The sequence below is a fragment of the Agromyces sp. NPDC058104 genome, assembly GCF_042884835.1.
Taxonomy (GTDB): Bacteria; Actinomycetota; Actinomycetes; order Actinomycetales; family Microbacteriaceae; genus Agromyces.
In genome coordinates this window covers 1-22,298 of sequence record NZ_JBHVTD010000005.1, presented here as the reverse complement: position 1 = coordinate 22,298, position 22,298 = coordinate 1, and the positions used below count along the sequence as shown (strand labels likewise).

25 protein-coding genes are annotated in these 22,298 nt (G+C 72.6%); 9 read left to right on the top strand and 16 right to left on the bottom strand.

What is annotated here, in order from left to right; all coding sequences use genetic code 11:
- The first annotated feature begins 77 nt into the window (after positions 1-77).
- A complete protein-coding gene (trxA, locus tag ACFVTH_RS18720; protein ID WP_387094309.1) occupies positions 78-476 on the top strand; it encodes a thioredoxin in 399 nt (132 codons plus the stop codon).
- 34 nt (positions 477-510) lie between these two features.
- Here the strand turns inward: trxA and ACFVTH_RS18715 are convergent, their stop codons facing one another.
- Genes ACFVTH_RS18715 through ACFVTH_RS18705 form a run of 3 tightly spaced genes read right to left on the bottom strand, consistent with a single transcriptional unit; the run spans position 511 to position 3,086 of the window.
- On the bottom strand, positions 511-1,134 hold the full coding sequence (locus tag ACFVTH_RS18715; RefSeq protein ID WP_387094306.1) for a hypothetical protein: 624 nt from the start codon (positions 1,132-1,134) through the stop codon (positions 511-513).
- Positions 1,135-1,172: 38 nt separating this feature from the next.
- A complete protein-coding gene (locus ACFVTH_RS18710; RefSeq protein WP_387094303.1) occupies positions 1,173-2,060 on the bottom strand; it encodes an LLM class flavin-dependent oxidoreductase in 888 nt (295 codons plus the stop codon).
- Positions 2,061-2,069: 9 nt separating this feature from the next.
- A complete protein-coding gene (locus ACFVTH_RS18705) occupies positions 2,070-3,086 on the bottom strand; it encodes a DMT family transporter (RefSeq protein ID WP_387094300.1) in 1,017 nt (338 codons plus the stop codon).
- A 78-nt stretch (positions 3,087-3,164) separates the two neighbouring features.
- Between ACFVTH_RS18705 and ACFVTH_RS18700 the strand changes: the two genes are divergently transcribed.
- Positions 3,165-3,710 (top strand): CGNR zinc finger domain-containing protein, encoded by a 546-nt coding sequence (locus tag ACFVTH_RS18700; protein WP_387094296.1) that lies wholly within the window; start codon positions 3,165-3,167, stop codon positions 3,708-3,710.
- 133 nt (positions 3,711-3,843) lie between these two features.
- Here ACFVTH_RS18700 and rpsO read toward each other — a convergent pair whose 3' ends face one another.
- Together rpsO and ACFVTH_RS18690 are read right to left on the bottom strand one after the other, a co-directional pair.
- Positions 3,844-4,113 carry a 30S ribosomal protein S15 gene (gene rpsO, locus ACFVTH_RS18695; RefSeq protein WP_022890935.1) on the bottom strand — a complete coding sequence of 90 codons (270 nt, stop codon included), beginning with the start codon at positions 4,111-4,113 and terminating at the stop codon, positions 3,844-3,846.
- A 158-nt stretch (positions 4,114-4,271) separates the two neighbouring features.
- Positions 4,272-4,895: a TetR family transcriptional regulator gene (locus ACFVTH_RS18690; RefSeq protein WP_387094526.1), complete on the bottom strand. Its 624-nt coding sequence runs from the start codon at positions 4,893-4,895 to the stop codon at positions 4,272-4,274.
- Positions 4,896-5,044: 149 nt separating this feature from the next.
- Here ACFVTH_RS18690 and ACFVTH_RS18685 point away from each other — a divergent pair, with 149 nt between their 5' ends.
- The 3 genes from ACFVTH_RS18685 (at position 5,045) to ACFVTH_RS18675 (ending at position 6,817) form a co-directional block, all read left to right on the top strand.
- Positions 5,045-5,806 (top strand): SDR family NAD(P)-dependent oxidoreductase, encoded by a 762-nt coding sequence (locus ACFVTH_RS18685; protein WP_387094293.1) that lies wholly within the window; start codon positions 5,045-5,047, stop codon positions 5,804-5,806.
- 101 nt (positions 5,807-5,907) lie between these two features.
- Positions 5,908-6,285 carry a DUF488 domain-containing protein gene (locus ACFVTH_RS18680; protein WP_387094290.1) on the top strand — a complete coding sequence of 126 codons (378 nt, stop codon included), beginning with the start codon at positions 5,908-5,910 and terminating at the stop codon, positions 6,283-6,285.
- Positions 6,286-6,367: 82 nt separating this feature from the next.
- The gene (locus ACFVTH_RS18675; RefSeq protein WP_387094287.1) at positions 6,368-6,817 is read left to right on the top strand and encodes a CHRD domain-containing protein; all 450 of its coding nucleotides are present in this window, start codon (positions 6,368-6,370) and stop codon (positions 6,815-6,817) included.
- A 4-nt stretch (positions 6,818-6,821) separates the two neighbouring features.
- On the opposite strand, the gene ACFVTH_RS18670 is transcribed toward ACFVTH_RS18675, so the two are convergent.
- Together ACFVTH_RS18670 and ACFVTH_RS18665 are read right to left on the bottom strand one after the other, a co-directional pair.
- A complete protein-coding gene (locus ACFVTH_RS18670) occupies positions 6,822-7,688 on the bottom strand; it encodes a CPBP family intramembrane glutamic endopeptidase (protein ID WP_387094284.1) in 867 nt (288 codons plus the stop codon).
- 11 nt (positions 7,689-7,699) lie between these two features.
- Positions 7,700-8,590 (bottom strand): hypothetical protein, encoded by an 891-nt coding sequence (locus tag ACFVTH_RS18665; RefSeq protein ID WP_387094281.1) that lies wholly within the window; start codon positions 8,588-8,590, stop codon positions 7,700-7,702.
- Between the two features lie 104 nt (positions 8,591-8,694).
- On the opposite strand from ACFVTH_RS18665, the gene ACFVTH_RS18660 reads away from it, so the two are divergent.
- Complete coding sequence (locus ACFVTH_RS18660) at positions 8,695-9,780, top strand: M4 family metallopeptidase (protein ID WP_387094278.1); 1,086 nt, start codon at positions 8,695-8,697, stop codon at positions 9,778-9,780.
- Between the two features lie 11 nt (positions 9,781-9,791).
- The gene (locus ACFVTH_RS18655; RefSeq protein WP_387094274.1) at positions 9,792-10,103 is read left to right on the top strand and encodes a protealysin inhibitor emfourin; all 312 of its coding nucleotides are present in this window, start codon (positions 9,792-9,794) and stop codon (positions 10,101-10,103) included.
- Here ACFVTH_RS18655 and ACFVTH_RS18650 read toward each other — a convergent pair.
- The 7 genes from ACFVTH_RS18650 to ACFVTH_RS18620 form a co-directional block, all read right to left on the bottom strand.
- The gene (locus tag ACFVTH_RS18650; protein WP_387094271.1) at positions 10,003-10,695 is read right to left on the bottom strand and encodes a lysoplasmalogenase; all 693 of its coding nucleotides are present in this window, start codon (positions 10,693-10,695) and stop codon (positions 10,003-10,005) included. The genes ACFVTH_RS18655 and ACFVTH_RS18650 overlap by 101 nt on opposite strands.
- Positions 10,696-10,770: 75 nt before the next feature.
- Entirely contained in the window at positions 10,771-11,142 is a 372-nt protein-coding gene (locus ACFVTH_RS18645) for an FKBP-type peptidyl-prolyl cis-trans isomerase (protein WP_387094268.1), read from the bottom strand.
- A 231-nt stretch (positions 11,143-11,373) separates the two neighbouring features.
- Positions 11,374-11,838, bottom strand: a complete 465-nt coding sequence (locus tag ACFVTH_RS18640) for a DUF779 domain-containing protein (RefSeq protein ID WP_387094265.1) — start codon at positions 11,836-11,838, stop codon at positions 11,374-11,376.
- 13 nt (positions 11,839-11,851) lie between these two features.
- Complete coding sequence (locus tag ACFVTH_RS18635; RefSeq protein WP_387094262.1) at positions 11,852-13,375, bottom strand: aldehyde dehydrogenase family protein; 1,524 nt, start codon at positions 13,373-13,375, stop codon at positions 11,852-11,854.
- A 187-nt stretch (positions 13,376-13,562) separates the two neighbouring features.
- Complete coding sequence (locus ACFVTH_RS18630) at positions 13,563-14,897, bottom strand: GAF domain-containing protein (protein ID WP_387094259.1); 1,335 nt, start codon at positions 14,895-14,897, stop codon at positions 13,563-13,565.
- 53 nt (positions 14,898-14,950) lie between these two features.
- Positions 14,951-16,126, bottom strand: coding sequence for a PrsW family intramembrane metalloprotease (locus ACFVTH_RS18625; protein ID WP_387094256.1), 1,176 nt, complete (start codon positions 16,124-16,126; stop codon positions 14,951-14,953).
- A 9-nt stretch (positions 16,127-16,135) separates the two neighbouring features.
- The gene (locus tag ACFVTH_RS18620) at positions 16,136-17,539 is read right to left on the bottom strand and encodes an FAD-binding oxidoreductase (RefSeq protein ID WP_387094253.1); all 1,404 of its coding nucleotides are present in this window, start codon (positions 17,537-17,539) and stop codon (positions 16,136-16,138) included.
- A 74-nt stretch (positions 17,540-17,613) separates the two neighbouring features.
- On the opposite strand from ACFVTH_RS18620, the gene ACFVTH_RS18615 reads away from it, so the two are divergent.
- Both ACFVTH_RS18615 and ACFVTH_RS18610 read left to right on the top strand, forming a co-directional pair.
- Positions 17,614-19,203: a DNA-3-methyladenine glycosylase 2 family protein gene (locus tag ACFVTH_RS18615; protein WP_387094250.1), complete on the top strand. Its 1,590-nt coding sequence runs from the start codon at positions 17,614-17,616 to the stop codon at positions 19,201-19,203.
- Between the two features lie 31 nt (positions 19,204-19,234).
- A complete protein-coding gene (locus tag ACFVTH_RS18610; protein ID WP_387094247.1) occupies positions 19,235-19,906 on the top strand; it encodes a FadR/GntR family transcriptional regulator in 672 nt (223 codons plus the stop codon).
- Between the two features lie 127 nt (positions 19,907-20,033).
- Here the strand turns inward: ACFVTH_RS18610 and ACFVTH_RS18605 are convergent, their stop codons facing one another.
- Both ACFVTH_RS18605 and ACFVTH_RS18600 read right to left on the bottom strand, forming a co-directional pair.
- Positions 20,034-21,023 (bottom strand): ABC transporter substrate-binding protein, encoded by a 990-nt coding sequence (locus tag ACFVTH_RS18605; protein ID WP_386942042.1) that lies wholly within the window; start codon positions 21,021-21,023, stop codon positions 20,034-20,036.
- A gap of 106 nt (positions 21,024-21,129) precedes the next feature.
- Complete coding sequence (locus tag ACFVTH_RS18600) at positions 21,130-22,176, bottom strand: ABC transporter permease (protein ID WP_386942041.1); 1,047 nt, start codon at positions 22,174-22,176, stop codon at positions 21,130-21,132.
- Positions 22,177-22,298: the final 122 nt, after the last annotated feature.

Genomic DNA, 22,298 nt, shown 5'->3' with positions numbered 1-22,298 from the left:
CGCGCCCGCTCGGGTCGCTCGGGTCGCTGACAGCGAACACCCGGCGGGTGCTCAGCGGCGTCGCCTAGTCTGGACGAATGGCTACCGTCGCGCTGACCCTGGAGAACTTCGAGAAGACGATCCTCGAAGGAGGCACCGTCTTCGTCGACTTCTGGGCCGAGTGGTGCGGCCCCTGCCGCCAGTTCGCCCCGAACTACGAGGCCGCCTCCGAGGCGAACCCCGACTTCACCTTCGCGAAGGTCGACACGGAAGACCAGCAGCAGCTCGCCGCCGCGATGAACATCACGTCGATCCCGACGATCATGGCCTTCAAGGACGGCATCGGCGTGTTCTCGCAAGCCGGCGCACTCCCCCGCCCGATGCTCGACGAGCTCGTCTCCCAGGTGCGCGCGCTCGACATGGACGAGGTGCGCGCGCAGCTCGCCGCGCAGGAGGCGCAGGAGGCCGACCAGGCGCAGCAGGCCGCCGGCGCCTGAGCCCGGGCCCGCCCGACCGGCCGGTCCCGGCGCGTCAGCGCGCCGCGCCGGCCTCGGCCGTCGCGATCGACTCGAGTCCGCCGAGGTCGAGCTCGACGCCATGCGGGCGCGAGTCGCCCGTGATGCGCGCGGGCACCCGGACGTACCGCCCGTCCGACGCGAGCCCGTCGAGGAGCTCGCGCCACGTGGCATCCACCGCATCGCCGAGGAAGCCCGCATGCCTCGGCGTGCCGCCGCCGACGAGCTGCACGCCGATGCGGTAGCGCATCGACAGCCAGCGGCTCGCGCGCGGCACGAGCACGGCCTCCTGGTCGGCGCTCCCGTGCAACAGTGCGAGGTCGATGGCCGGCTGGTGCCGATGCGTGTCGGCGACCGGCGCGACCTGGCGTACCGCCCGGTCGAGGCGCGGCGCGTCGACGAGCTCGAGCCCGTCGAGCGTGCGGAGGTCGCCCCACTGGTCGGGGTTCGTGCGGCGCCGCCCGCGGACGAGGCCGACGACGAGCCAGGCGATCGCGGCGACGAGGAGCGCGTTGAACGGCCAGAACAGCCACGCCGGCGAGTCAGGACGCACGCCACCGGTGGCGATGAGCAGGACGAGCACGACGAGGTACGGCAGCGGCTCCCAGAGGTGGAGCGGCTTCCGGCGGGGCGCAGACATCTGTTCAGGCTATCGCGGCGGATGCCCCGGCGCCGCCGTCAGCGGAGGGCGTCGAGCCGCCCGGCGACCTCGTCGAGCACCCGCTCGTCGGCCGCGTAGATGCCCTCGGGCCGAGGCCAGTGCGCGACGACGTCGGTGAAGCCGAGCTCGCGCGCCCGACCCACCGCGTCCTCGAAGGCGTCGAGACTCGCGAGGCTCGTGCGCGCCTCCGAGTCGAGCGACAGCGTGCGCGCGAGCTCCCCCGGCGCCCGGCCCGCCGCGGCGCAGGCATCGTCGAGCCGCGCCGAGAGCGCCGCGACCTGCCGCCACCACGCGTCGGTGCCGTCGTCGTCGCCGCCCGTCGTGATCCACCCCTCGGCGATCTCGGCGACGAGCGCCAGCCCACGCGGACCGTTCGCCGCGAGATGGAACGGCGTGCGCGGCAGCTGCGCCGGCTCGCCGACCATGCGGGCGCCGTCGGCGCCGAACCACTCGCCCTCGAACGAGATGCCGGCCGAGCCGGGCCCCTCGAAGCGCAGCAGCGTGTCGAGCTCGCGCACGAACTCATCGAAGCGGTCGGCTCGCTGCCGGGCGGTGAGGGGCTGCTGGCGCAGCACCGTCGAGTCGAACCCGGTGCCGCCCGAGCCGATGCCGAGGAGCACGCGCCCGCCCGAGATCTGGTCGAGGGTCGCCACATCCTTCGCGAACGGCACCGGGTGCCGGTAGTTCGGGTGCGAGACGAAGGTGCCGAGGCCGATGCGCTCGGTGACCATCGCCGCCGCCGTGAGCGTCGGGATCGTCGCGTGCCAGCGCTCGCCGGCGAGGCTGCGCCATGCGAGGTGGTCGTAGGTCCAGGCGTGGTCGAAGCCGTACTCCTCGGCGCCGCGCCAGTATCGGGCGGCCTCGGGCCAGTCGTGCTGGGGCAGGATGACGATGCCGAATCGCATGCCGTCAGCCTAGGCCGCTCGCTCGGGGTCGGTCGTGTGCGGCGCCCCCGCGACGACCGCGGTCGACGCCGTGACCGGCACCGGTTCGGCGCCGAGCTCGACGGCGGGGGCCGACGGCGACTCGGCCCGCTCGAGCTTCACGCAGACGATGCCGGCGAGGATGAGCAGTCCGCCGAGGATCTGCAGGGGGCCGAGCACCTCGCCGAGCAGGATCCACCCGGCGATCGCCGCGAACACGACCTCGGAGAGCCCGAGGAACGACGACAGCCGCGCGCCGAGCATGCGGATCGAGGCGATGCCGGCCGTGTAGGCGAAGGCCGTCGAGACGACGCCGACGGCGAGGAGCGGGACGAACCACGGGACCTCCGCCCCGAGGAAGGCGACCTCGCCGAACTCGACGTGCATCGGCAGCAGGCCGGTGAGCCCGGCGAGGCCGAGCGCGAGGGCGCCGACGATGAAGCCGGCCGCGATGAGCGTCACCGGGGGCAACTGCTCGGCCGCCGACTCGCCGACCGCGTAGTACACGCAGACGCCGATCATGGCGAGGGCGGCGAAGGCGAGGCCGAGCACGTCGAGCCCGCCGCCGCCGGGACCGATCACGAGCACGAGGCCCGCGAGGGCGAGCACCGATCCGCCGAGGACGACCGGCTGCGGCAGCCGGCGCGTGCGCACCCACGCGAGGAGCACGAGCGCGATGGGCGCGAGGTACTCGATGAGCAGCGTCATCGACACGGGGATGCGCTGGAGCGAGGCGTAGAAGAAGAACTGCACGCCGGCCACGGCGACGGTGCCGTAGAGCAGGATCGTCCACTTGGCGCGCCAGAGCGGGCGGAGGTCGCCCTTCAGCGCGAGGAGGCCGGGGACGGCCAGCAGGACGGCCGCGATCGAGATGCGCGCGAGCACCGCAGCCCCGGGCGACCAGCCGCTCTCGAGCAGGGGTTTCACGAAGACGCCGCCGATGCCGAAGGCCAGGCCGGCCGCGAGGCCGATCGCGATGCCGGCGAGTCCGCCGCGTCGTGCCGTCATGGTCGTGCCACCTCTTCCTCGTCATGAGCGAAAACCGTTATGCTCGTGACAGTACATCCCGACCACGTCAGGAGTCAAATGATTTTCACCGATGACACGGTGGCGGCGCTCGAGTTCATGGCGGCATTGGCCGACACGGTGCCCGAGGCGTCCGAATCGGGCGACGACGAGCTCGCGACGAGCGCGCAGCTCGACGACATGATCGACGCCTGGCGGTACTCGGGCCGCCGCGACGGCGACGAGGCAGAGCTCGCCGAGGTGCGCGCCGCGCGCACGCGCCTCCGCACCGTGTGGGCGCTGCCCCGCGACGAGCTCGCGGGCGCCGTCAATGACATCCTCGACGAGGCGAACGCGCTCCCCCACCTGGTGCGGCACGACGACGCCGACTGGCACATCCACGCCACCTCGCCCGACGCGCCGCTCGCCGAGCGCATGCTCGTCGAGGCCGCGATGGCCCTCGTCGACGTGGTGCGCGCCGACGAGACCCGGCGCCTGCGCGAGTGCGACGCCGACGACTGCGAGGGCGTCTACGTCGACCTCTCGAAGAACGCCTCGCGCCGCTACTGCAGCACCCGCTGCGGCAACCGCATGGCTGCGCGGGCGCATCGGGCGCGGGCGAGCTGAGGTCCGCGCCGCGGGGCGGCCGGGCCGGCGCCCACCACGAGGCATCCGAGCATGACGAAGGCCCCCACCGAATCGGCGGGGGCCTTCGCAAGAAGTTCGCGGTGTCGTCGAGAGCCGCGCGAGACTACTCCGCTTAGCGGCGCAGCCCGAGACGCTCGATGAGCGAGCGGTAGCGCGCGATGTCGACATCGGCGAGGTAGCCGAGGAGACGACGGCGCTGACCGACGAGGAGCAGCAGGCCACGACGCGAGTGGTGGTCGTGCTTGTGCGCCTTCAGGTGCTCGGTGAGGTCCTTGATCCGCTTCGTGAGGAGCGCGATCTGGACCTCGGGGGATCCAGTGTCACCGGGGTGCGTCGCGTACTCTTCGATGATCGCCTTCTTGACGTCTGCTTCGAGTGCCATAGATGGGATCCCCTTTCTCCTTGTTGCGCGCTGCCCGGGGCCGAATGCCTGGGCTCTCTTGATGCGCGGCCGATTCACGGCAACCTGAATACTCTACCAGAGCGGATGCCTCGGGCCGACCATGCGGCGGACGGGCGGACGGGCGGCCGCGCGGCCGCTCACACCAATGAGCCCTCGAGCACGGCGAGCGCCGCGTCGACGGCGGCCGACGGCGTGCCGGTGCCGCTGCGGGCCCACCACCGCATCGCGCTGAAGCCCGTCGTCACGTAGAGGTCGGCGAGGAGGTGCGCGCGCAGCGATCCCGGCTCGCCGAGGTAGGGCTCGAGCAGCTCGTGCACGGCGCCGAACTTCGCGAGCCCATGGGCGAGCACGGCCGGGTACGCGTCGATGATGCGCAGCCGCTGGCGGGTCACACCGAGCATGTCGGGCGGGAACTCGGCCATCGCGACGTACGCGCGGTGGAGCTCGGCGATCGGCGCCGGGCTCGGCGCCGCCTGCCAGTCAGCCCCGCCGGCGGCCGCGCGACCGGCCCCGAGCGACGCCTCGAAGCGCGCGATCGCCTCGTCGAACCCGCCCCAGACGAGGTCGGGCTTCGACGGGTAGTAGCGGAACAGGGTGCGCCGGCTCACCCCGGCCGCCTCGGCGACCTCGGCCATCGTCACCTCGTCGAAGCCGCGCTCCTCGAAGAGCGCGAGCGCCACGGCGGCGAGCGCCTCGGGGTCGACCTCGACCGGTCGTCCGCGCGGGGCGCGGGCGGCAGGGGTCGCTGCCGAGGCATCCATGGTCACGCTCCCATTCTCGCGGAAACCTGGTTCTCGGAACATTTTATGACACCGAGTGTTATAACTAGTGGACCGGCCACGAACCCGACCGGCGAACCACCGCGACGCCGCGTACGCCACGACGCCGCACTCACCCCTGAGGAGCAGCAATGAACACCGCCATCACCCCCGGACGCTTCGACGGCAAGGTCGCGATCGTGACCGGCGCGGGCTCGGGCATCGGCCTCGCGACGACCGTGCGCCTCGCCTCCGAGGGCGCCCGCGTGATCGCCGCCGACGTCTCGGCCGAGCGTCTCGACGCCCTCGTCGCCGCGAACCCCGCGCTCGACATCGTGGCCGTCGCCGGCGACATCACGGTCGAGGAGAACGTGCAGGCGCTCGTCGCGGCCGCGGGCGAGAAGATCGACGTGCTCGCGAACATCGCCGGCATCATGGACGGCTTCCTGCCCGCCGCCGAGGTCGACGACGCCACCTGGGAGCGCGTCATGAACGTCAACGTCACCGCCGTCATGCGCCTCACCCGCGCGGTGCTGCCCACGATGCTCGAGCAGGGCTCGGGCTCGATCGTCAACGTCACGAGCGAGGCGGGGCTCCGCGGCGCCTCGGCCGGCGCCGCCTACACGACCTCGAAGCACGCGGTCGTCGGTTTCACGAAGAACGCCTCGGTCATGTACTCGGGCTCCGGCGTCCGCGTGAACGCGGTCGCCCCGGGCGGCGTGAAGACGAACATCGAGGCGCCGTTCAAGTCCGAGCACGCGGGCAAGGTGCTGGGCCCGGTGCTCGGCGCCCTCGCCCTCGTGCCCGCCGAGCCCGAGCAGCTCGCGGCCGCGATCACGTGGCTCCTCTCCGACGACTCGGCCAACGTGTCGGGCGTCGTGCTCGCCTCTGACGGCGGGTGGTCGGCGATCTGATCGCAGCGGTCCTCGAGATCGCGAATCACGGATGCCCCGCGCGCAGGCCTGCGCACGGGGCATCCGTTGTCTCATCGCCCGACGCCCGCGAGACTGGAGCCATGGCCTTCGTCATCAAGCGCGTGTACGAGCCCGCCGAGCCGGGCGACGGGTTCCGAGTGCTCGTCGACCGGCTGTGGCCGCGCGGCGTCAGCAAGGAGCGCGCCGAGCTCGACCTGTGGGACAAGGAGGTCGCCCCCTCCCCCGAGCTGCGCACCGAGTGGCATCACGCCGCCGACCGGCAGGGCGACTTCGACCACTTCGCCGGGCGCTACCGCGCCGAGCTCGACGAGAGCCCGGCCGCGGCCGCCCTTCTCGCGCTCGGCCCCGAGCACGATCGCGTCACGCTCCTCTACGGCGCACGCGACGAGCAGACGAACCACGCCGCCGTGCTGCTCGCGTGGCTCGGCGAGCACGGCGCGGAGGTCGAGGGGCGCTGAGCCCGGAGCCCGAGGAACCGCTTGAGGACCCGAGGCACTCGGCGTAGCGTGCGAACCATCCCGAAGAATGTGAGGTTCCACCATGCTCACGACTCGACGGACTCGTCTCGCCGCACTCGCCCTCGCCGCGGTCGCCGCACTCACCCTCGGCGGCGCCGGTGCCGCCCAGGCGAAGCCGCCGGGCACCCCCGCGATCCCGCTCGACAACGAGCAGGAGACCGGGGAGGTGACCGGCGGCGCCCACGGCTTCTTCTCGTACGAGATCGACGGCGGCATGCTGTGCTACACCCTCACGGCCGAGGGGCTCACGACGCCCGCGGTCGCCGCGCACATCCACGTGGCTCCGCGCAACGTCAACGGCCCCGTTGTCGTGCCGCTCGTCGTGGAGGGATCGACCGAGTTCAGCGTGACGGAGTGCACGACCGCCTCCGACGCACTGCTCGACGCCATTTCCGCGAGCCCGCGGGCGTACTACGTCAACGTGCACACGACGAGGTACCCCGGCGGCGAGATCAGGGGGCAACTGAAGTAGGCGCCTACGGCTGCGGCGCGAAGGGGAAGATCGCCGGCCACCCGATGTGCGCGTACACGATCACCGCGAACACCACCGCGTCGAAGAGCATGTGCACCGTGAACACGTAGCCGAGCGACTTCGTGAGCTTGAACGTGTAGCCCTGGATGAGCGCGAACGGGATCGTGAGCAGCGGTCCCCACGACTGGTAGCCGAGCTCCCAGAGGAACGAGACGAAGACGATCGACTGCAGGATGTTCGCCTGCCAGCTCGGGAAGTGCCGCCGCAGCAGCACGAACACCGTGCAGATGAAGAACAGCTCGTCCCACGTGCCGACGGCGGCGACCCCCACGAACAGGCGCGCGATCGTGTCGGGCTCGGTCACGGTCGGCCAGTTCTGGTAGACGCCCGAGCTGATGAAGTAGAAGGGCAGGATCAGCCATCCGGCGAGCGTCACGAAGACCAGGTAGAGCCACTGCGTGCGGTTCCATCGCCGGCCGGTGCGCCACGGGAACCGGATGACGCGCTCGCGGTACAGGAATCGCGAGATGAGGTACGGCACGAGCACCGCGAGCCCGAGCACCACCGCGAAGCGCACCATGCCGGCGTCGCTGAGGTCGGCCTTCAGCGAGACCGTCGAGATGATGACCTGCCCGACGGCGATGAGCGCGAGGTCGGCGGCGAGGCGCTCGGTGCGGCCGGAGCGGTCGCAGAGCCAGGCGACCACGAGCCCGGCGGCGAGCATCGCGTAGCCCGCGACCGGCGCGAGGAAGCCGAAGAGCGCCACGGCGGCGCCGCAGACGAGCAGGGCCGGCACGAGGGCGATCGGGTGCGAGCGCAGCGCCGACGGCTCGGGTGCGGCGGCGGGGTCTGCGACGTCTGGACTCGGCATCGTCGGGCCCGCTACTCGTCGTCGCCGAGCTCGCCGCGGCCGGCGGCCCGCACCCAGCGGTCGAGGAACACCGCTCCGGCCTCGTCGTGGATCAGCTCGCCCGCCGTCAGCACCGGGTAGCCGGTCGCCGGGATGCCCTCGGCCGGTCGCACGTCGACGTGACTCACCCGCTCGCCGCGCTCGTGCAGCCAGTCGGCCATGCGGTAGTCGCCGCGCGAGTCGCCCATCGTGCGCCAGTGCTGCGGGCGGATGCCTCGTGCCTCGAGCAGTTCGACGGCGCGCGCCGCGCCGAGGTCCTTGCCGAGCCTGACCGACTCGACGTCGGTCGAGATGATGGTCGGGTCGATGCGCCAGTGCACCCGCCCCGCCTCGTCGGGCCGCTCGTCGCCCTCGCGCACGGTGCCGAAGCCGCGGGCGGCGAGGGCGGCGTGCGCGTGGGCGTCGAAGCGCGGCTGCGCCGCGAGGTACGCGTCGGATGCCACGTGCACGTGCTGCTCGACCGAGACCATGGCCCGCTTGGTCTCGTCGAAGAACGCGAACTCGTCGAAGTGCGACTCGACGTACGCCCGCATGTCGGCGGAGAAGTCGACGGGCATCGCGAGATCGAGGTCGACGAAGACCTCGCCGAGCCCGCCCGTGCCGATCTCGGCCCACACCGCCCCCTTCTCGCAGATCGCCCAGACGGGCGCACCGGGCTCGAGCCCGGCGTCGAGCAGCGGCGGCACGACCTCGGCGGCGATGAACGCGTCGGAGCGCCCCGTGTTGAAGATCACGGGGTTGCCGGCGTTCGCGAGCATCGCGAGGTCGCGCGCGATCGACGGGATCGCGATCGACCGGGTGACCGGGCTCGCGATGGGGCCGTCGACGTCGAGCAGGAGCGCGAGGAAGGGGGCGTCGGTCACGCGAACAGCCTAACCGGGCGGGCCTGCGCGATCGGGCCGCGCGGGGGCACCCGAGCACGCGATCCGGTCTCGACGTTGTCGGCGGCGGATGCCAACATCGAGGCATGCGCCAGATCGTTCCTCCCTACCTGCTCGATCGCATCGCCGACGCGGGCGCCGATCGCTTCCCGCTCGCCGCCGAAGCCGCCAGGCGCTCGCTGCTGCACGACGCGCCCCGTCGTGCGCTCCGCGGCGCACCGCCCGTCATGCCGCCGCTGCACGACGACGACCTGCCGACGGTGCTGCCCGACGCCCCGTCGATGCCCGACCGACGCATCTCCGATGCCGGCGGTCGCGAGACCCTGCCCGGGCGCCTCGTGCGCCGCGAGGGCGAGCCCGCCACGGGCGACGAGTCGGTCGACGACGCCTACGACGGCCTCGGCGACACCCACCGGCTCTTCGATCGCGTCTTCGGCCGCGACTCGATCGACGGGGCGGGCATGCCGCTCAAGGCGACCGTGCACTTCGGCCGCCGCTACGACAACGCCTTCTGGGACGGCGAGCGCATGGTCTTCGGCGACGGCGACGGCGAGGTGTTCCGCGGGTTCACCGACTCGCTCAGCGTGATCGGCCACGAGCTCGCGCACGGCGTCACCGAGCACACCGCAGGTCTCCGCTACCAGGGGCAGTCGGGCGCGCTCAACGAGCACGTCTCCGACGCGTTCGGCGCCCTCGTCGAGCAGTACGCCCTCGGCCAGGACGCCGGGGCGGCCACCTGGCTCATCGGCGAGGGCATCTTCACCGACGAGGTCGAGGGGCGGGCGCTGCGCTCGATGCTCGAGCCCGGCACCGCCTACGACGACGACGTGCTCGGCCGCGACCCGCAGCCCGCGCACATGCGCGACTACATCGAGACCACCGACGACAACGGCGGCGTGCACCTGAACTCCGGCATCCCGAACCGCGCGTTCGCACTGGCGGCGCGCGAGCTCGACGGCTTCGCCTGGGAGCACGTGGGCCGCATCTGGTACGACACGCTCACCTCGGGGCGGCTCGACCGCGACGCGACCTTCGCCGAGTTCGCGGCCGACACGGTGCAGAGCGCCGAGACGCGCTTCGGCGCCGACTCGCGCGAGGCCCGCGCCGTCGAGCACGGTTGGCAGACCGTCGGCGTGCTCGACGAGCAGGCGGCGGGCGGCGCAGCGGAGTAGCATCCAGCACGATGGATGTCATCGTGCAGCGCAGCGGCGGCCTCGCCGGCACGCGCCTCACCTGGGAGGTGCGGGTCGACGAGCAGCCCGACCCCGACGAGTGGTACATCCTCATCGACGAGATCCCGTGGAACGAGCCGGTGCCGGTGCCGCCCGAGCCCGACCGGTTCGTCTACCGCATCCGCTGCGAACCGAACGAGGCGACGCTCGCCGAGCGCCAGCTCACCGGGCCGTGGCGTCAGCTCGTCGATCGGGTGCAGGAGACGACGGACCCGAAGCGGAGCGATCCGTTCGGAGCTTCGCGACGACCCCCCACGCGATGAGCCCCTGCGCGGCGAGGTAGGTCGACATGACCGCGAAGTCGTGGGCGGCGAACTCGTACCCCGGCAGGAACCGGCCGAGCGCGAGCACCGAGTCGGAGACGACGAAGAACGCCCCGCCGAGCGCGATCCAGCCACCCTGCATCGCCGCGGTCGTCGCCATCAGGCCGATCGCGATCGCGTAGAGCACGATCGGCACGGCGAGCATGCCGGAGTGCGGAAGCAGGAGGGTGAGCATGACGACCACCCACGCCCAGTACACCGCCGACCAGACGGGCGGCCGGCGTCGCGCGCGGGGCAGCCGCAGGAAGAGCACGATGTAGACGACGTGCGCGAGGAGGAACGACGTCAGTCCCGCGGCGAACCAGCCGTCGCCGGGGAAGGTGAGGAGGACGTCGCCGCCCCACGAGAAGGCGATCCCGCCGAGGAGGAGCGGCGCGGGCCTGCGCACCGGGCGCGCGAGCAGCACGACCGCGAGCGCGAGGAGGGGCATGAGCAGCGACTTGGTCGCGGTCACGCTCCAGGCCGGGCCGACGTACTGCAGCACGAGGTGGAGGGCGGAGACCACGAGGTAGGGGGCGAAGGCGGGCAGCACCCCCGAATCGTAGCCCACGCACGACGAAGGCCGGCGGGCTCGCGCCCGCCGGCCTTCTCGGTGGATCGGGATGCCTCAGCTGACGCCGAGCAGGTCGATCACGAAGATCAGGGTCTTGCCCGAGAGCTGGTGCCCGCCGCCCGCGGGGCCGTACGCCTTGTGCGGGGGGACGGTGAGCTTGCGGCGGCCGCCGACCTTCATGCCGGGGATGCCCTCCTGCCAGCCGGAGATGAGCGCCGCGAGCGGGAAGTTGATCGACTGGCCGCGACCCCACGAGGAGTCGAACTCCTCGCCGCTGTCGTACTCGACGCCGAGGTAGTGCACGTCGACCGTCGAGCCGGCGGTCGCCTCGGCGCCGTCGCCCACGACGATGTCCTCGATGACGAGGTCTGCGGGAGCGGGGCCCTCGGGGGCGTCGATCTCGGGCTTGCTGTTCGTATCGGTCATGCCTCAAGTTGAGCAGGTTCGCGGCGCCGTCGCAATCGCGGACAACCGTCCACCCCCCTCTTGCGCTGACTGCGAACACGTTGCACTCTGGAATCCGAGAACTCGTCGCCCCGTAGAGATGTCGGCAGTGCCACACCACAGGGCGGCGAGTTTCTTCGTGCCGGGGGCGCGGCGGGGCGCCCACGAGACGACTCGGAGCAGGCGGGCTCCCGCCGCCCTGTGGCGAGTCCATCACTCCATCAGCCGCGACCTGATGAGAAACCGCACGCCCTCCGGCGCCTCGAGCGAGAAGCCGCTGCCGCGGCCGGGCACGACGTCGACGGTGAGGTGCGTGTGGCGCCAGTAGGCGAACTGCTCGGCCGACATCCAGAACGGCACGACGCGCGTGCCCCGATCGAGGTCGCTCCCCGGCGCATCCGACCTCCCCGAGGCATCCCGGCCGACCCCCGCCGGCCCCAGGTCGAGCTCGCCGAGCAGCACGTCGGCGTCGCTCGTGACGAACTCGCCCGCGGGGTAGCACATCGGGGAACTGCCGTCGCAGCATCCGCCCGACTGGTGGAACATGAGCGGGCCGTGCGCGGCCCAGAGCCGGTCGACGAGCGCCGCCGCCGCGGGCGAGAGCTCCACCCGCGGCGACGACTCCCCCGCGATCACGACCCGGCCGACGACGCCTGCGGCGAATCGCTCGAGCGACATCGCGGACCGCCGATCAGAAGAACCCGAGCGGGTTCTCGCTGTAGCTGACGAGCAGGTTCTTCGTCTGCTGGTAGTGGTCGAGCGCGAGCTTGTTGTTCTCGCGGCCGATGCCCGACGACTTGTACCCGCCGAACGCGGCGCCCGCGGGATACGCGTGGTAGTTGTTCACCCACACCCGACCGGCCTGGATGTCGCGACCGGCACGGTAGGCCTCGTTGCCGTTCCGGCTCCAGACGCCCGCGCCGAGCCCGTAGAGGGTGTCGTTCGCGATCGAGATCGCGTCGTCGTAGTCGGTGAAGCTCGTCACGGCGACGACGGGGCCGAAGATCTCCTCCTGGAACAGCCGCATGCGGTTCTGCCCCTCGAAGATGGTCGGCTGCACGTAATACCCCTCGCTGAGGTCGCCGCCGAGGTCGGCGCGCTCGCCGCCGAGCAGCAGCTTCGCGCCCTCCTGCTTGCCGATGTCGATGTAGCTCAGGATCTTCTCGAGCTGGTCGTTCGACGCCTGCGCGCCGACCTGGGTCTCGGTGTCGAGCGGGTTGCCCTGCTTCGCCTGCTTCGTGCGCTCGATCGCGTCGTCGAGGAAGGTGTCGTAGATCGACTTCTGGATGAGCGAACGGCTGGGGCAGGTGCAGACCTCGCCCTGGTTGAACGCGAACAGGCTGAAGCCCTCGAGCGCCTTCTCGTAGAACGAGTCGCGCCGGTCGGCGACCGACTCGAACACGATGTTCGGGCTCTTCCCGCCGAGCTCGACCGTCGAGGGGATGATGTTGTTCGACGCGTACTGCAGGATCAGCCGGCCCGTCGTCGTCTCGCCGGTGAACGCGATCTTGCGGATGCGGTTCGAGGAGGCGAGCGGCTTGCCCGCCTCGACGCCGAACCCGTTGACGACGTTGAGCACGCCCGCGGGGAGCAGGTCGGCGATGAGCTCGACGAGCACGAGGATCGACGTCGGCGTCTGCTCGGCGGGCTTCAGCACGACCGCGTTGCCGGCGGCGAGCGCGGGGGCGAGCTTCCACACGGCCATGAGCAGCGGGAAGTTCCACGGGATGATCTGCCCGACCACGCCGAGCGGCTCCTGGAAGTGGTACGCGACCGTGTCCTCGTCGAGCTGCGTGAAGCTGCCCTCCTGCGCACGGATGAGGCTCGCGAAGTAGCGGAAGTGGTCGCTCGCGAGCGGGAGGTCGGCGTTGAGCGGCTCGCGGATCGACTTGCCGTTGTCCCAGGTCTCGGCGACGGCGAGGAGCTCGCGGTGGCGGTCGATGCGATCGGCGATCGCGTTGAGGATGCCGGCGCGGTGCGCCGCGCTCGTGCGGCCCCACGCGGGTGCGGCCTTGTGCGCGGCGTCGAGCGCCGCGTCGATGTCGGCGGCGGTGCCGCGGGCGACCTCGGTGAACGCCTTGCCGTTCACGGGCGAGATGTTCTCGAAGTAGGCGCCGCCCGCGGGCTTCACCCACTCGCCGCCGATGAAGTGCTCGTAGCGCGGCTTGAACTCGATGAGCGCGCCGGGGGTGCCGGGCGCGGCATACACGGTCATCGTGTCTCCTTGACGTCGTTGTCGGATGCCCCGGGTGGGGCGACTGCCCCTCGACGGGACGACGTCACGCTATGCGCGCGCGGGTTGCGGCGCGGTTGCCCGAACGTTGCAGCCGCGTTGCAGCCGCGCCGGCCCGGCGCGGCACGGGCGCCGTCGCGAGGCCGGGCGGTCTCGGCGCGGCATCGTCTCAGCGCAGCGCGGCCTCGATGCGCTCGAGGTGGGCGACGACCGAGGCGCGCCGCGGCGAGCGGGGCGGCAGCAGTGCGAGCAGGGTGCGCCACAGCTCGACGTCGAAGCGGCACTCCTCGCGCTCGGCGAACGCGGCAAGGAGGTCGGCCGAGGCATCCGCCAGCATCGACTCGCGCACCCGGCCCGCGAGCTCGGCGCGGAGCTCGACGATGCCGGGCGCAGTCGACGCCGGCAGCAGGGGGCCGGCGTACGTCTCGGCCGCGCGCCGCAGCGCGCCCTGCCCGAGCAGGCGCACGACGACCGCGGCGTCGAGCTCGAGCTCGCGGCCGAGCCGGTACGGTCGCGACTCGAGCGGCGGCTCGCCGGCGGCCTCGAGCACGCGGCGGAGGCGCACGAGCTCGGCGCGCAGGGTGACGGGCGACCCCTCGGCCTCGTAGACGAGCGAGGCGAGGCGTTCGGTGCCGAGCCCCGCCGGATGCCACGCGAGGAGCGTGAGGATCTCGGCGTGCCGGGGGCTCAGCTCGACCCCGCCGAGCCTCGGGCGGCGCGGCCCGAGCACCGACAGCGGCGTTCGCCGGGCACGGGGCGCGCGCGACCCGCCCACGCTCACCATGCGCGAGCGACGCAGCGTCGCCTGCACCGCCGACTCGAGGCTCGCGATCTTGAGCTCGGCCTCGACCGCGGCGACCGTCGCCGAGACGAGGCCGAGCGTGTGCGGTGCGACGGCGTGGTCGGTGCCGGTGATGTCGATGACGCCGAGCACGAGGCCGGTCGCCGGGTCGTGCACGGGCGCGGCCGTGCAGCTCCACGGGTGCACGATGCGGTTGAAGTGCTCGGCGCCGCGGATCTGGATGGCCCGGTCGAGCGCGAGCGCCGTGCCCGGGGCGCTCGTGCCGACGACCGACTCCGACCAGTCGGCGCCCGGCACGAACAGCATGTCCTCCGCGCGGTGGCGGAGCGCCGCATCGCCCTCGACCCAGAGCAGGCGGCCGTGCTCGTCGCCCACGGCGACCACGAGGCCGGCGTCGTGCGCGCCGTCGACGAGGAGCCGGCGGACAACCGGCATCACCTGCGCGAGCGCGTGGCCGGCACGGTAGTCGAGGAACTCCTGCTCGTCGTGCTCGAGGCTGGGCAGCGCCCGGTCGGGGTCGACGGCGCCGCGGATGGCGCGCTCCCACGACGCCCGGACGATCGGGCGGAGGCTGAGCGGCACGGTGCCCGTGTCGATCGCGCGCTGCTGGGCGTCGAGCAACCGGTCGCGGAGCGAGCCCGACCGGGCCTCCCCGCCGCCGGGCGCGCCCGGATCGGGCTGCGGGAGCGCGGTGCCGGGCATGCCGTCTCCGATCGTCGTCGAGCGGGAATCAGGCCAGCATAGCCCCGGCGCGTTCAGCGCAGTAGGGCCTGCCGTCCGGCGACGATCGAGGTCAGCAGCGCCTGCTCGTCGGCCGCCGCGACCGCTCCGCCCTGCCCCGTCGCGATGCGCTGGCGGGCGAAGGCCAGGTGCGTGGCATCCGCGATCAGCCGCTTCATGGTGGCGGTGCGCGGCGGATGCTGCGCGCGCGCCCACGCCTTCGCCTGCCTGCGGCCGGCCGGGGTGGCGAGGAGCTCGACCTCGGCGTGGCTGAACCAGCCGACACCCGCGTACTCCGCCAGGCTGCGACGGGTGACCCGCACCTCCTGGCGCCGGAGGTACAGGGTGAGGAGGACCGCCGCGACGAAGATCGGCACCTGCACGGTGACGTACAGCCCGATCGCGTCGTCGCCGAAGGCGAGCGAGCCGTTCCACAGCGCGTGCAGCCCGATCGCGCCGGCGAGCCCCAGCAGGAACCAGCCGATGACGCCCGCGCCGCCCCCGCGCCGCGCGCCGATGCCGATGCAGAGGCCGGTGCACGCCGTGAAGAGCACGTGCGCGAACGGCGAGAAGATGCCGCGCACGACGAAGGTCGACCCGAGGCTCCCGGCGCCGCCCTCGATGAGAGCCGAGCCGAAGTAGATGATGTTCTCGGTGAAGGCGAAGCCCGCCGCGACCACTGCGGCGTAGACGAGGCCGTCGAGCGGCCCGTCGAACTGCCAGCGCGCGAAGGCGAACACGAGCAGCACGCCGAGGCCCTTCGCGAGCTCCTCGACGATGGGCGCCTGCACGACGGTGCGCACGACCTCGTCGGCGGCGCCGCCGGGCTGGGAGTAGGCGACCGCGAGCTCGACGCCGAGGTCGACGACGAGCGCGATCGCGACCGAGACCGCGGCGCCCCAGAGGAACGCGAACCAGAGCGCGCCGCGCGGCTCGGGCTCCCAGCGGTCGACCCAGCGCACCGCGAGGAGGACGCCCGCGAGCGGCACGAGCGCGAGCAGGGAGCCGATCGCGAGCACCGAGGCGCCGAGCGCGAGTGCGAGGTACGCGATCACGAGGAGGCCGACGAGCCCGCCGATCACGATGCCGATGATCGCGAACACCGAGCCGCTGCCGTTGCGGCCGCGCACGGGCGCGGCCCACGCGGGTGCCGCGGCCACCGGCTGCGGGGCGACGGGATACGGGGACGGCCCTGGGGCGAGGTGGCTCACGCGAGCAGCCTAGCGAGGGGCCGGCGCGGATGCCTCGAACATGACCCCCGGGTTGAGGATGCCGGTCGGGTCGAAGACCGCCTTGATGCCGCGCTGCAGCTCGAACACGTCGTCGCCGAGCTCCTCGGCGAGCCAGCGCCGCTTCAGCACGCCGACGCCGTGCTCCCCCGTGAGCGTGCCGCCGAGCGCGACCGCGGCACGGAACATCTCGTCGGCGGCCTGCCAGATGTGCGCGGGCACCTCGTCGCCCGTGAACACGAAGTTCGGGTGCAGGTTGCCGTCGCCGGCGTGCGCGATCGTCGGGATCTCGACGCCGTGCCGAGCCCCGATCTCGTCGATGGCGCGGAACATCTCGGGCAGCTTCGACCGCGGCACCGCGACGTCCTCGATGAGCACCTGGCCGCTCGCGGCGAGGGCGGGGTGCATCGCGCGCCGGAGGTCGAGCAGGCGCTCGCCCGTCGTCTCGTCGGTCGACAGGGTGACCCGGCCGCCGGCCTCGGCGAAGAGCTCGGCGATGCGGGCCGCCTCGGCCGTCGCACCGGCGTCGTCGGTCTGCGCGATGAGGAACGTCTCGCCGGGCAGCACCTCCTCGAGGGGCGTGCCGGCGAGCGCCTCGTCGCCGAGGTACGCGGCGACCCGGGCGACCACGCCGGCGTCCATCAGCTCGAGGATCGCCGGGCGGATGCGGTCGGCGGTGACGGCGGCGCACGCGGCCGCCGCGGCGGTGACGTCGGCGAAGGCCGCGGCGACGGTCACGGGCACGCCCTGCGTGATCGGGCGCACGCGCACCGTCGCCTCGACGATGATGCCGAGCGTGCCCTCCGAGCCGGTGAAGAGGGCGGTCAGGTCGTAGCCCGTGACGCCCTTCACCGTGCGGTGACCGAGGCGGATCAGCCGCCCGTCGGCGAGCACGACCGCGACACCGAGCACGGCCTCGCGCGTCACGCCGTACTTCGCGCACAGCAGCCCCCCGGCGTTGGTGGCGATGTTGCCGCCGACCGAGGCGATCGCCCGGCTGGCGGGGTCGGGGGCGAACCAGAGGCCGAGCGGCGCGAGGGCGTCGTTGAGATCGCCGTTGATCACTCCGGGCTCGACGACCGCGAGCTCGTCGGCCTCGGAGATCTCGAGGATGCGGTTCATGCGGGAGAGGTCGAGCACGATCGCCCCCGGGCTCGCGATCGCGCCGCCCGCGAGGCCGGTGCCCGCGCCGCGGGGCACGACCGGGGTGCCGCTCGCGTGCGCGATGCGCATGAGCTGCTGCACCTCGGCGACGGAGCCCGCGTGCACGACGGCGAGGGGGGGCGTCGCGCTGCGCCACCCCGAGCGGTCTTCGCGGGTCGCCTCGAGCACCTCGGCATCGAGTGAGACGGATGCCCCGAGGGCTTCTTGCAGCTGGGCGACGACGTGCGACATCCCTCCACCCTAGCCACGCGGGCCGGGTCCGATTTCCGCCAGTCGATGTCGGCGGCGCGTGCGAGGCTGGGGTCATGACCGCACAGGCCCTCCGCACCGATCCGCTCGACGACCCCGTGTTCGCCGAGCGTTACCGGGCCATGCAGGCGCGCGACGCGCGGTTCGACGGCCAGTTCATCACCGGGGTGCATTCGACCGGCATCTACTGCCGCCCGAGCTGCCCGGCGGTGTCGCCGAAGGCGCAGAACGTGAGCTTCTACCTCACCGCCGCCGCGGCGCACGAGGCGGGCCTTCGGGCCTGCAAGCGGTGCCTGCCCGACGCGGTGCCCGGCTCTCCCGAGTGGGACCTGCGCGACGACCTCGCCGCCCGGGCGATGCGCCTCATCGCCGACGGCGTCGTCGAGCGCGAGGGCGTGCCGGGTCTCGCGGCCCACCTCGGCTACACGAGCCGGCACCTCACGCGCGTGCTCACCGCCGAGCTCGGCGCGGGGCCCCTCGCGCTGGCGCGGGCCCACCGGGCCCAGACCGCGCGCGCCCTACTCACCTCGACGTCGATGCCCGCGGCCGACGTCGCCTTCGCCTCGGGCTTCGGCAGCATCCGGCAGTTCAACGACACCATCCGCGAGGTGTACGAGCGCAGCCCGCTCGAGCTGCGGGCGGCCGCGCGCCTCGGTGAGCGGCGCGAGCGCGCGGGCGACGGCGTGGTGCGGCTCCGGCTGCCCGCCCGGGCGCCGTTCGACGCGGCGGGGGTCTTCGACTGGCTCGCGGCGCGTGCCGTCGACGGCGTCGAGTCCGCCGGCCCCGGGCACTACGCCCGCACGCTGCGGCTGCCCTCGGGTCCCGCGGTGGTGGCGTTCGCCCCGAGCCCCGACGACCGCTCCCCTGCGATCGAGGTCGAGGCCCGGCTCACGAGCCTCGCCGACCTGCCGCCGCTCGTCGCCCGTGTGCGTCGGCTCTTCGACCTCGACGCCGACGCCGTCGCGATCGACGAGCTGCTCGCGGCCGACCCCGCGCTCGCGGCCTCGGTCGCGACGACCCCCGGCATCCGCGTGCCGGGCGCACTCGACCCGCACGAGCTCGTGTTCCGGGCGCTGATCGGCCAGCAGATCTCGGTGAAGGCGGCGCGCACGGCGCTCTCGCGGCTCGCGGTCGACCTGGGCGAGCCGCTCGCGCTCGGCGGCCGAACGAGTGACGAGCCGGGTGTCGATGGGCCGGGCTCGGACGACGCGCTGCCGGCCGGGGCGGGCGACGACCGTCGCGGTGCCCACGCCCTCGTGCGGCTCTTCCCCACCGCCGCGTCGATCGCCGAGCGCGGCGGCGAGGTGCTGCGCGGGCCCGCGGCCCGTATCCGCACCATCGTCGACGTCGCGGCCCGGCTCGCCGCGGGCGAGCTCGTCGTCTCGGCCGATCGCGACCGCGGCGAGCTCGCGCGCGAGCTCGTCGGCATCCCGGGCATCGGCCCGTGGACGGCCGGCTACGTCGCGATGCGGGTCACCCGGGCGCCCGACGTGCTGCTCACGAGCGACCTCGCGCTCCGGGCGGGCGCCGAGCGGCTCGGCCTGCCCGCAGCGGCCCCCACGCTCGACGAGCTCGGAGCACGCTGGGCGCCGTGGCGCAGCTACGCCTCGATGCACCTCTGGCGCGCCGCCGCCACAAAGATCTGATGTCTGGCCGTCCGCGCGGTACGATTCGGGCATGGCCGTCACCGACGAAGCGATTCTGCGCATCAAAGAGATGATCCTTTCGGGCGAGCTGGCGCCGGGCGACCGGCTCCCGCCCGAGAAGGAGCTGAGCGAGCGGCTCGGCCTCTCGCGCTCCTCGCTGCGCGAAGCGGTCAAGGCACTCGAGGTCATTCGCGTGCTCGACGTGCGGCGCGGCGACGGCACCTACGTCACGAGCCTCGAGCCGCGCCTGCTGCTCGAGGCCATGTCGTTCGTCGTCGACCTGCACGACGACCATTCGATCCTCGAGATCTTCGCCGTGCGCCGCATCCTCGAGCCCGCCGCCGCCTCGCTCGCGGCGCGCCACGCCGGCGACGCCGAGCTCGAGCGCCTCCGCGAGTCGGTCGCGGGCGTCGACCATGCCGCCGACGTCGAGAGCCTCGTCGACCACGACCTCGAGTTCCACCGCGGCATCGCCGACGCCACGGGCAACGGCTACCTCGCGAGCCTCATCGACTCGCTGTCGAGCCACACCGTGCGGGCGCGCATCTGGCGCGGCATCACCCAGGAGAGCGCCGTCGAGCGCACCCTCCAGGAGCACCACGCCATCCTCGACGCGATCGCCGCCGGCGACGCCGAGCTCGCGTCGGCGCTCACCGTCGTGCACGTCAGCGGCGTCGAGCAGTGGCTGCGCTCGGCGCTCTGACGCGCTGAGGGCCGGCGCGCCGGTACGCCCCGCCGCGTCGACCCGGGCCCGCTCGCCCCGGCCGATCCTCGGGCGGGCACGACGAAGGGGCGCCGGCCGAAGCCGACGCCCCCGGGTCATCCGATCGTCACTCGTAGAGGACGGCCTGGATCTCCTCGTCGTCGATGTTCGACGCGTCGTACCAGTAGAAGCCCGTGTCGATGGTCTTCGGCAGCTCCTCGCCGTTGATCGCCTCGACCGCGGCCTTGACCGTCTCGTAGCCGATGCCGATCGGGTTCTGCGTGATCGCGCCGGTCATGAGGCCGTCGCGGATCGCGTCCATCTGGGCCTTGCCCGAGTCGAAGCCGACGACGGCGAGCGTCGAGGCGTCGATGCCGAGCTCCTTGACGGCCTGCACGACGCCGATCGCCGAGCCCTCGTTCGAGCCGTAGATGCCCTTGAGGTCGGGGTGCGCCGCGAGGATCGCCTTGGCGAGGTCGGCCGACTTCGCCTGGTCGCCGCCGCCGTACTGGATGTCGACGATCTCGATGTTCGGCTCGTTCTCCTCCATGTAGTCGACGAAGCCGTCGCGACGCTGCTGGCCGGTCACCGAGGTCTGGTCGTGCACGACGAGGGCGACCTTGCCCTCGTGGCCGACGGCGTCGGCCATGTGCTTCGCGGCCTCGGCGGCCGCGGCGAGGTTGTCGGTCGCCGCGGTGGTCAGCGGGATGTCGCTGTCGACGCCCGAGTCGAACGCGATCACCGGGATGTTCGCGTCCTTCGCCTGCTGCAGCAGCGGGCCGGCGGCCTGGCTGTCGAGCGCGGCGAATCCGATGGCGGCCGGGCTCTTGTCGAGCGCGGTCTGCAGCATCTGGATCTGCTGGTCGACGTCGGCCTCGGTGTCGGGGCCCTCGAAGGTGATCTCGACGTCGAACTCCTCGGCCGCCTGCTCGGCGCCCGTCTTCACGGCCTGCCAGAACTGGTGCTGGAAGCCCTTCGAGACGAGGGCGACGTACGGCTTGTCGCCGCTCGCGTCGCCGCCCGTGCCCTGGTCGCCGCCGTCGCTGGCGCAACCGGCGAGGATGAGGGCCGCGGCGACGGCGCCGACGACGGCGCCCATCGTGCGCTTCTTGAACATGCTCACTCCTTGGTGTTGGTGGTGCGGTGGTACTGATGGGGGACGGTGTGGTGCTGGGTCGTGATGATGCTCCGCCCGCGGCGGGGATGCCGCGCCGGAGCGCCGGTCAGCCGCGTCGACGCCGCAGCATGTCGAGGTAGACGGCGACCAGGATGACGATGCCGACGGCGACGGACTGCCACTCCTGCGGCACCGAGATGATGCGGAGGCCGTTCGTGAGGACGGCCATGATCAGGGCGCCGATGACGGTGCCGACGATCGAGCCCTTGCCGCCCTGGAGCGACGTGCCGCCGATGACGACCGCCGCGATCGCCTCGAGCTCGAGGCCCATGCCGCCCGTCGGCTGCGCCGACGACAGCCGGGACGCGCTCAGCACTCCGGCGAGGCCGACGAAGAGGCCGGCGAGCGTGTAGATCGTGATCTTCCATCGACGGACGTTCACGCCGGAGAGCGCGGTGGCCGCCTCGTTCGAGCCGATCGAGAAGGTGTAGCGGCCGAGGATCGTCTTCGAGAGGAGCACGGCGGCGACGATGATCATGACGATGAAGATCGCCACGCCGAGCGGGAACCGCATGCCGGGGATGATCGAGAGGTTCATGATCGACTGGAAGTCGGGCGTCTCGGTGAAGTAGATCGGCTTCGTGCCCGAGATCACGAGCGACAGGCCGGCCGCGATGAGCATCATGCCGAGCGTGGCGATGAACGGCGGGATGCCGAGCACCGAGACGTTCACGCCGTTGATGAGCCCGATGAGCGCGCCGAAGAGGATCGTCGCCGTCACGCCGAGCCAGAGCGGCCAGCCGAGGTAGGTGAGGAACACGCCCGCCATGACGCCGCAGAGCACCATGCCCGTGCCGATCGAGAGGTCGATGCCGCCCGTGATGATGACGAAGGTGGTGCCGAGCGCGAGGATGCCGGTCACGGTCGCCGCCGTCAGGATCGAGACGAGGTTGTTCGCGGTGAAGAAGTGGGGGCTCGCGAACGAGAACACCGCCACGATGACGATGAGGCTCGCGAAGGCGAGCAGCTGCTGCAGCGAGCCGCGCAGCCAGGCGAAGCGGGGCTTGCCGGCCTCGATCGCGGCGTACGCGCTGGTCGAGGGCGTCGCACCGCCCGTGCTCCCGGTTTCGGGCTTCGTCGTGGTCGGGCTCATCGTGCGATCGTTCCTTCGCTTGAGAATCGGGTTGCGTAGTCCATGAGGTTCTCCTGGGTGGCCTCGGCGTTGTCGAGCACGGCGGTGAGCCGCCCCTCGGCCATGACGGCGATGCGATCGGA

Bases quoted from the DNA above. Each gene is read 5' to 3' on its own strand.
- trxA (WP_387094309.1), top strand. From the start codon at position 78: ATGGCTACCGTCGCGCTGACCCTGGAGAACTTCGAGAAGACGATCCTC.
- ACFVTH_RS18715 (WP_387094306.1), bottom strand. From the start codon at position 1,134: ATGTCTGCGCCCCGCCGGAAGCCGCTCCACCTCTGGGAGCCGCTGCCG.
- ACFVTH_RS18710 (WP_387094303.1), bottom strand. From the start codon at position 2,060: ATGCGATTCGGCATCGTCATCCTGCCCCAGCACGACTGGCCCGAGGCC.
- ACFVTH_RS18705 (WP_387094300.1), bottom strand. From the start codon at position 3,086: ATGACGGCACGACGCGGCGGACTCGCCGGCATCGCGATCGGCCTCGCG.
- ACFVTH_RS18700 (WP_387094296.1), top strand. From the start codon at position 3,165: ATGATTTTCACCGATGACACGGTGGCGGCGCTCGAGTTCATGGCGGCA.
- rpsO (WP_022890935.1), bottom strand. From the start codon at position 4,113: ATGGCACTCGAAGCAGACGTCAAGAAGGCGATCATCGAAGAGTACGCG.
- ACFVTH_RS18690 (WP_387094526.1), bottom strand. From the start codon at position 4,895: ATGGATGCCTCGGCAGCGACCCCTGCCGCCCGCGCCCCGCGCGGACGA.
- ACFVTH_RS18685 (WP_387094293.1), top strand. From the start codon at position 5,045: ATGAACACCGCCATCACCCCCGGACGCTTCGACGGCAAGGTCGCGATC.
- ACFVTH_RS18680 (WP_387094290.1), top strand. From the start codon at position 5,908: ATGGCCTTCGTCATCAAGCGCGTGTACGAGCCCGCCGAGCCGGGCGAC.
- ACFVTH_RS18675 (WP_387094287.1), top strand. From the start codon at position 6,368: ATGCTCACGACTCGACGGACTCGTCTCGCCGCACTCGCCCTCGCCGCG.
- ACFVTH_RS18670 (WP_387094284.1), bottom strand. From the start codon at position 7,688: ATGCCGAGTCCAGACGTCGCAGACCCCGCCGCCGCACCCGAGCCGTCG.
- ACFVTH_RS18660 (WP_387094278.1), top strand. From the start codon at position 8,695: ATGCGCCAGATCGTTCCTCCCTACCTGCTCGATCGCATCGCCGACGCG.
- ACFVTH_RS18655 (WP_387094274.1), top strand. From the start codon at position 9,792: ATGGATGTCATCGTGCAGCGCAGCGGCGGCCTCGCCGGCACGCGCCTC.
- ACFVTH_RS18645 (WP_387094268.1), bottom strand. From the start codon at position 11,142: ATGACCGATACGAACAGCAAGCCCGAGATCGACGCCCCCGAGGGCCCC.
- ACFVTH_RS18640 (WP_387094265.1), bottom strand. From the start codon at position 11,838: ATGTCGCTCGAGCGATTCGCCGCAGGCGTCGTCGGCCGGGTCGTGATC.
- ACFVTH_RS18635 (WP_387094262.1), bottom strand. From the start codon at position 13,375: ATGACCGTGTATGCCGCGCCCGGCACCCCCGGCGCGCTCATCGAGTTC.
- ACFVTH_RS18630 (WP_387094259.1), bottom strand. From the start codon at position 14,897: ATGCCCGGCACCGCGCTCCCGCAGCCCGATCCGGGCGCGCCCGGCGGC.
- ACFVTH_RS18620 (WP_387094253.1), bottom strand. From the start codon at position 17,539: ATGTCGCACGTCGTCGCCCAGCTGCAAGAAGCCCTCGGGGCATCCGTC.
- ACFVTH_RS18615 (WP_387094250.1), top strand. From the start codon at position 17,614: ATGACCGCACAGGCCCTCCGCACCGATCCGCTCGACGACCCCGTGTTC.
- ACFVTH_RS18610 (WP_387094247.1), top strand. From the start codon at position 19,235: ATGGCCGTCACCGACGAAGCGATTCTGCGCATCAAAGAGATGATCCTT.
- ACFVTH_RS18605 (WP_386942042.1), bottom strand. From the start codon at position 21,023: ATGTTCAAGAAGCGCACGATGGGCGCCGTCGTCGGCGCCGTCGCCGCG.
- ACFVTH_RS18600 (WP_386942041.1), bottom strand. From the start codon at position 22,176: ATGAGCCCGACCACGACGAAGCCCGAAACCGGGAGCACGGGCGGTGCG.